The sequence below is a fragment of the Planktothrix sp. FACHB-1355 genome (genome assembly GCF_014748295.1).
Classification (GTDB): domain Bacteria; phylum Cyanobacteriota; class Cyanobacteriia; order Cyanobacteriales; family Aerosakkonemataceae; genus Aerosakkonema; species Aerosakkonema funiforme_A.
Genome location: NZ_JACJUP010000219.1, coordinates 1 through 7437, shown reverse-complemented (window position 1 = coordinate 7437; position 7437 = coordinate 1). Strand labels below are relative to the sequence as shown.

The window sequence follows — 7437 nt, the reverse complement described above, 5'->3', positions numbered from 1 at the left end:
AAAAATCCGTCAAGATTGCTTTAACGTTATCAATAACTGCCAATCGGAAGACGAGCTAGATTTCCTTTTCCCTGAAATCAAACGAATTCACGACCACGATTTAGCCGTTCTAGAAACATGGCAAAACCAAATTGATTGGATGCGTTCGTTACCCGAATCCGAACTAAAACTGCTCGAAAGTGCCGAATTCAGCAATTTAGAAGTAACCCCAGATACCAACTCCGCTACAACAGCATTAGCAGCACCACCAGAGCAATTATTCTATGAAAACTTGAAAGAAAAATCCCATCCTCAATCATTGCAGGATCAGATGATATATATGATGAAGCCAGAATTACGGCGAGAGCATCAATTATATATCAGCCAGCAAGCTACATCTGCTGGTTACAAAACTTTAGTACCAGCTAATTTACAGCAAGCTTCAGACTTAGCGGTTGCCAATCTCTACTGGTATTTTAAAGCTAGGGATGAATCAGAAGCTAAAACCGAGTCAGTGTTTCTTTAGCTCCCAATTCGTACAAACTGCGTAAACGATCGCTAACTGCTTCGACGAAACGCGATGACTGCGGTAAATCGCCAAAAATCTCAGATACACTGAGTAATGGTTGAGGATCGGAACCGCTAGAAATAGCTATTTGAGTTAGCGTATCTGCCATTGGGTCATCGATGGGAATTGAATTACCTCGATCGTCTTTGCCATTAAGATAGCGGAACCAGGCAGCGATCGCTAAACTCATATAATCGATCGAACTTCCTTGTTGTAGTGCATCGCGCAGAGAACCTAGAATAAATTTTGGTATTTTGGCAGAACTATTCAGGCAAAGACGCGGTAGTTGATCGCGAATTTTCGGATTGGCAAATCGTTCGATTAAAGTCTTTTTGTAATTATCTAAATCGATTCCAGGTACGGGTTGAAGAGTGGGCGTAACTTCGTCCATTAAGCGATCGACAGCTTGCCTAATTAACGGATCTGCCATCGCTTCGTGAACGTAAGTATAGCCGACCAAAGTACCAAAATAACCGATTAACAAATGACTGGCATTAAGTAGCCGAATTTTCATCATCTCGTAAGGATGAACATCGTTGGTCATCTGTACGCCAACAGATTCCCAATTCGGTCTACCCGCACAGAAATTATCTTCAACTACCCACTGAAGAAAAGGTTCTGCAACGACTGGGAAAGCATCATCAATGCCAAACTGTTCCGTTACCATTTTGATATCTGCTGGGGTAGTAGCGGGAGTAATGCGATCGACCATACAGTTCGGAAACGCAACATTTTCAGCAATCCAATTTCCCAGATCGGAATCGCGCATCTGTGCAAATGCAGTTAACATCTTTTGTGCGATGTGACCGTTTCCTTGCAAATTATCGCAGGAAAGCACGGTAAACGGTGCTATTCCTTGTTGGCGACGGCGATCGAGTGCTGCTGTCAAAAAGCCGTATACTCCGATCGGTTCATCGGGATGTTGCAAATCATATTGAATTGTTGGATGATTGGCATCGAATTCGCCGCTACCTTCAATATAATAATAACCCCCTTCGGTGATCGTTAAAGTGACAATTTTACATTCAGGTTTTGCCATTGCATCAATAACTGCTTGTCGGTTATCGGGTGCAAATAAATATTTAGTAATTGCGCCGATAACTTTAGCATTATCTCCTTCTAGCGATCGTTCAACCAGGGTATACAAACAATCCTGAGATTGAAGTGCATCGCGCATTCGTTTGTCGAATTCAAGCAATCCAACCCCGCAGATTCCCCATTCACTACCGGGATTTTGATGAAAGTAATTATCGAGGTATAATGCTTGATGCGCCCGATGAAATCCACCAACGCCGATATGCACGATTCCATTGGTAATTTGAGTGCGATCGTACTTTGGGATCTGAACGTTATTTGGTAGACGAGATAGAGATGCTTGATTCAATTTAATTGCTGAATTTGTGCTGATATTGCTGTTCATGGTAGTTGTTGGTTTTTTGTTTACGGGCTGGAAATCTAGGATTTTTTACCACAGATATCCACAGATAAACACAGATGAACACAGATGTTTGCGGAGTTTTTTGGTGGGATAAACAGATGAATTTGCAGTTTTTTTTAACGGGTGAGAGGATGACGTTGAGCTTTTGGGATTGCTTCACCTTGTGCATTGAATAAATGACAAATATCGCCCTTAATATGAATGGGAACCACGTCATGTAAATGACTGGGATCGTCACCGTGAGTTTGCACAACTATTGTGTTGCCGCCGGCAATTCTTACGTAGAGATAGGTTTCTCCGCCTAGTCTTTCCATGACCAACACTTCGCCGTTCAATGTGGCGTTATTTCGATCGACTCGCAGATGTTCGGGGCGAATTCCTAGAGTTGCGCTATCACCGATCGATATGTTTCCAGGTTTGACTGGAATAGTTACACTAGCATTATCGGGAAGTTTGACAGTAACACCCAAATTATTAACGGCTGCTACCGTAACTGGAAGGAAATTCATTTTAGGCGAACCGATAAATCCAGCTACGAATTGATTGCGGGGATGGTGATATAGTTCCAAAGGAGATCCTACTTGTTCCACGATACCGCTATGCAATACAACAATTTTATCAGCAAGAGTCATCGCTTCAACTTGATCGTGCGTTACGTAAATCATTGTCGCTTGCAAACTGTCGTGCAAACTAGCAAGTTCGATCCGCATTTGCACGCGCAAAGCAGCATCTAAATTTGATAAAGGTTCATCAAACAAAAACACTTTGGGATTGCGAACTAATGCACGACCGATCGCAACTCGTTGTCGTTGTCCTCCCGATAGTTCTTTCGGTTTACGATTGAGTAAAGGTTCCAATTGTAAAATCCGCGCAACTTCTTTCGCCCTTTCATAACGTCTGGGTTTTGGCATTCCAGCAAGGCGGAGACTAAACGCCATATTTTCCGCTACAGTCATGTGAGGATATAAGGCATAGCTTTGAAATACCATTGCCAATCCGCGTTTATCTGGCGGTACATCATTAACTTTTTGTTCGTCGATAAATAAATCGCCAGAGGAAATTTCTTCTAATCCGGCAATCATGCGAAGTAAGGTTGATTTCCCACAACCTGACGGCCCGACGAATACCACAAATTCGCGATCGCCTACATCGAGATCTATGCCTTTGATTACCTGCGTATCGGCATAGGTTTTATGGATATCCCTTAAAGCGACTGTTGACATAAAATTCTTCCCTTAATTGGTTCAAGAAAACGTTCTCTTTCTTCTATTTCACAGCACCAAATGTTAGACCGCGAACTAATTGGCGTTGACTTAGCCAACCGAATATTAAAATGGGTGCGATCGCCAATGTTGATGCCGCTGAAAGTTTTGCCCAAAACAATCCTTGCGGACTGGAAAATGAAGCAATAAATGCGGTTAAAGGTGCAGCATCTGCGGTTGTTAAATTCAAGCTCCAAAATGCTTCATTCCAAGATAAAATAATTGAAAGTAAAGCTGTAGATGCTATTCCTGGTAATGCCAAAGGTAGCAATACATGAACCAGTTCTTGTTGTGTACTTGCTCCATCCATGCGATCGGCTTCGAGAATTTCTTTGGGAACTTCTTTGAAAAAGCTGTAGATCATCCAAACAACGATCGGCAAATTAATCAAGGTATAAATGATAATCAAGCCGATGCGAGTATCAAGTAATCCAGTGTTGCGACACAATATATAAATAGGCACTAGCACGCCAACGGATGGTAGCATTTTCGTTGACAGCATCCACATCAAAGTTTGCTTGGTGCGTTTAGTTGGGAAAAATGCCATCGCATAAGCCGCAGGTATAGCAAGCAGCAATGCAAGTATGGTAGAACCAACCGAAACCGCTACGCTATTAAACGCATAATTGAAATATGATGCTCGGTCTTGAATTGCCGCATAATTTTCTAATGTTGGCTGAAAGAATAACTGAGGAGGAGTTGCAACTGCCGCTACTTCCGTTTTAAAACTGGTGAGAAACATCCAGAAAATTGGGAAGAATAATAGACAAGCAACTAACCAACCGAGGAAAGTAAATAGCCAACGATTATTGTTTTTCTTCGTCATAGTTAAGTATCCACATTACGAGCAACACTACGCATCAAAAAGATAGCTACGATATTGGCAAGAATGACAGCAATTAATCCACCTGCGGAAGCACCACCTACATCGAATTCCAATAAAGCTCTCAGGAAGATGTAATAGGCAAGGTTAGTAGTTGCTAATCCTGGCCCGCCACCAGTGGTAACAAAAATTTCGGCAAAAATTGTTAAAAAGAAAATCGTTTCGATCATCGCAACTACAGCAATAGCGCGACTCAAATGCGGTAAGATGACGAAACGGAATGAAGCGATCGCATTAGCGCCATCCATTCGGGCAGCTTCTAATTGTTCGCGATCGAGCGATTGAATTGCAGTCAATAAAATCAGCAGCGCAAAAGGCAACCATTCCCAAGAAACAATGATGATAATTGCTAGCAGCGGAACATCTGCAAACCAATCGATCGCGCCCAAACCCAAACCCCTCGTAATCTGAGCAAACAGCCCATTTACCGGGTGCATCAGCATATTTTTCCAAATCAGGGCGCTAACAGTCGGCATCACAAAAAACGGAGAAATTGCCAACACCCGCGCAATTCCACGCCCGAAAAAGTCCTGGTCAAACAAAACCGCCAATAACGTACCCAAACCGATCGTAATCGCCAAAACCGAAACCACCAAAATCACCGTAATCCCGATCGAAGTCCATAAAGCCGGATCGCTCAAAATAAACGTGAAATTTTCAATGCCGATGAATTTGCGTGCATCTGGATTTAGCAGATTATACCTTTGAAAAGAAAACCAAATCGTCATCAACAAAGGCACGATCATCCACAGCAATAAGGCAATCACCGAAGGCGCAACCAGAGGTAAAGTTGATACCTTCCGCCTTGGTGGTCGCTGAACGGGCGGTGTTTCGCGGTGCGGTTTTACAGCTATTGAAGAAGACATAACATAATCAAATTTTGGATTCAAGACTTTGGATTTTGAATTTTAGAAATCCCGTAGGTTGGGTTGAGGAACGAAACCCAACTTGAGACCGATATTTGTTGGGTTTCGCTGCCACTCAACCCAACCTACAATTTCCTTCACTATCCGATCTCCCAACATCTACCACACACATAAAATCCCATTCCCTACCAACAATCTCCATCTACATCTGTGTTCATCTGTGTTCATCTGTGGATATCTGTGGTAAAAAATCAAAAAATCCGATTCCCCACCAACAATCTCCATCTACATCTGTGTTCATCTGTGTTCATCCGTCTTCATCTGCGTTAAAAAAAATCCTCATTCTATATACCCCGTATGCCTCATAAAACGTTCAGTCGAACTTTGCGCCTGTTGCAAAGCTCGATCGATCGAAACATTATTAGTCAACGCCGCTGCCATCGTTTGTCCAACTGAAGTTCCGATCGCTTGAAACTCTGGAATATCCACATATTGAACACCCTTATAAGGCGTTGGTTCTGCCGATGGACGAGTAATATCGGCAGATTGAATCGAATTCAACACCATTCCTGCAAACGGTGCAGCTTTTTGATAATTCGGATTCTGATAAGTAGAAATCCGCGTACCGGGTGGAACAGCAACCCAGCCATTTTGGTTGGCAACCAATTGAATGTATTCTTTAGAAGTTGCCCAAGCAATAAATCTTTGAGCCGCTTCCGGTGATTTAGAAGTTTTTGGAATCGCTAGCGCCCAAGCCCAGAGCCAGTTTGAGCCGTTGGGGTAACGTTCGATCGGCGCACGCGCAAAACCAACCTTATTGTAAACTTGCGATTCTTTGGGATTAGAAATCAGTCCTGCTGCAACAGTCGCATCCACCCACATTCCACATTTACCCGTCGAAAATAATGCCAAATTCTCATTAAATCCGTTAGAACTCGCTCCCGGTGGCCCATATTTGTTGAGCAAATCGACATAAAAACCGATCGCTTCTTTCCAATTTGGAGTATTAATGGTTGGTTGCCATTTCATATCAAACCAGCGTCCGCCATAAGTATTGACTAACGTGGTAAGAAACGCCATATTTTCACCCCAGCCGGGTTTTCCGCGCAAACAAACCCCGTAAACTCCATTTTTCGGGTCGTGAATCTTGCTTGCCCATTCCCTCATTTGCGGATAAGTTGGTTGTTGGGGAACCGTAATGCCTGCTTTCTCAAACAAATCCTTGCGGTAATACAGCATCGAACTTTCCGCATAGAACGGCACTGCATAGAGTTGGCCATTGTAGGAAAGCCCTTCTCGCACGGGTTTAATCAAGTCATTTACGTCATAGCTGGCGGGTAAATCCAGCGGTCTCAACCAATCCCGTCTAGCCCAAATCGGTGCTTCATAAGAACCGATCGTCAACACATCGAATTGTCCGCCTTGACTGGCAACATCTGTGGTTGTGCGTTGGCGCAATACATTCTCTTCCAGCACAACCCATCTGAGTTGGATATCCGGGTTAGCTTGCTCGAAGTTGCGGGAAAGTCCCTGTATGACGACCATATCGCCATTATTGACGGTAGCGATCGTCAGTCTAGTTTTCTGTGCTGCTTGCGAATTCGGCGAACAAGCGTGCAACAGTTGCGCCAGCATGACTCCGGCAAAGAATGCAACCAGCACTTTAGCGAAGCGGGAGATACGCATTGCATAACTCCTTTGTTTAAAAAAAGATTGGCGAAGAAGTTATTAAGTTTATGCTCAAACTTTGGGCAAAAGCTCAATAATAGAATCATATCTAGACCCTCCCAAAAACTTAAAAGTCAACAGGGGATTTGCAACAATTCTTAATTAACGAGGTTGGAACCATGACAGCGAAAGCAACTTATCAGTTTGCGGGTAAGACGATTCTGATTACAGGCGGTGCGGGAGAAATTGGCAAGGCGACGGCACGCCGCTTTGCGGCTGATGGTGCAGGTATATTCTTGCTGGATTTGAATGAAGCGAAGATGGCAGAAGCAGTTCGGGAATTAGAAAAATACAATGTTCCGATCGGCATATTTCGCTGCGATGTTACGGATGCGGACAACGTTGCCAAAGCTTTTGCTGCTGGTGTCGAGCAGTTCGATCGGATCGACTACGTATTTAATAATGCAGGTTATCAAGGAGTATTTGCCAAAACGGATGAATATCCAGAAGATGATTTTGAAAAGGTAATCGATATTAACGTTATCGGCGTTTTCCACATTCTTAAGGCAGCGGCTCAACATCTCAGGGATGCGGGTGGAGGAGCGATCGTCAATATGGCGAGTCATGCGGGAGTGGATGGCCCCCCAAATATGATTGCTTATGCGGCTTCCAAGTTTGCGGTGATAGGAATTACCCAGACGGCGGCGAAAGACTTAGCTCCCCATAACATTAGGGTAAATGCGCTCTCTCCTTCGCTAATCGGCCCCGGCTAT

At 43.7% G+C, this 7437-nt stretch carries 6 protein-coding genes and 1 pseudogene; 2 read left to right on the top strand and 5 right to left on the bottom strand.

Annotated elements, in window-relative coordinates:
* A pseudogene (locus H6S82_RS11855) lies at positions 1-505 on the top strand (hypothetical protein); the annotation flags it as partial.
* On the opposite strand, the gene H6S82_RS11850 reads toward H6S82_RS11855, so the two are convergent.
* The 5 genes from H6S82_RS11850 to H6S82_RS11830 form a co-directional block, all read right to left on the bottom strand.
* Positions 480-1967, bottom strand: a complete 1488-nt coding sequence (locus tag H6S82_RS11850; RefSeq protein ID WP_190466730.1) for a mannitol dehydrogenase family protein — start codon at positions 1965-1967, stop codon at positions 480-482. The pseudogene H6S82_RS11855 and the gene H6S82_RS11850 sit on opposite strands and share 26 nt — an antisense overlap.
* A gap of 134 nt (positions 1968-2101) precedes the next feature.
* Positions 2102-3208 carry a sn-glycerol-3-phosphate ABC transporter ATP-binding protein UgpC gene (gene ugpC / locus H6S82_RS11845; protein WP_190466733.1) on the bottom strand — a complete coding sequence of 369 codons (1107 nt, stop codon included), beginning with the start codon at positions 3206-3208 and terminating at the stop codon, positions 2102-2104.
* A gap of 43 nt (positions 3209-3251) precedes the next feature.
* A complete protein-coding gene (locus H6S82_RS11840; protein WP_190466736.1) occupies positions 3252-4073 on the bottom strand; it encodes a carbohydrate ABC transporter permease in 822 nt (273 codons plus the stop codon).
* Positions 4074-4075: 2 nt separating this feature from the next.
* On the bottom strand, positions 4076-4996 hold the full coding sequence (locus tag H6S82_RS11835) for a sugar ABC transporter permease (RefSeq protein WP_190466739.1): 921 nt from the start codon (positions 4994-4996) through the stop codon (positions 4076-4078).
* A gap of 339 nt (positions 4997-5335) precedes the next feature.
* Complete coding sequence (locus tag H6S82_RS11830; protein WP_190466744.1) at positions 5336-6682, bottom strand: sugar ABC transporter substrate-binding protein; 1347 nt, start codon at positions 6680-6682, stop codon at positions 5336-5338.
* Positions 6683-6843: 161 nt separating this feature from the next.
* On the opposite strand from H6S82_RS11830, the gene H6S82_RS11825 reads away from it, so the two are divergent.
* Positions 6844-7437 (top strand): SDR family oxidoreductase (locus H6S82_RS11825; protein WP_191056251.1); only part of this gene is annotated, 594 nt, incomplete at its 3' end.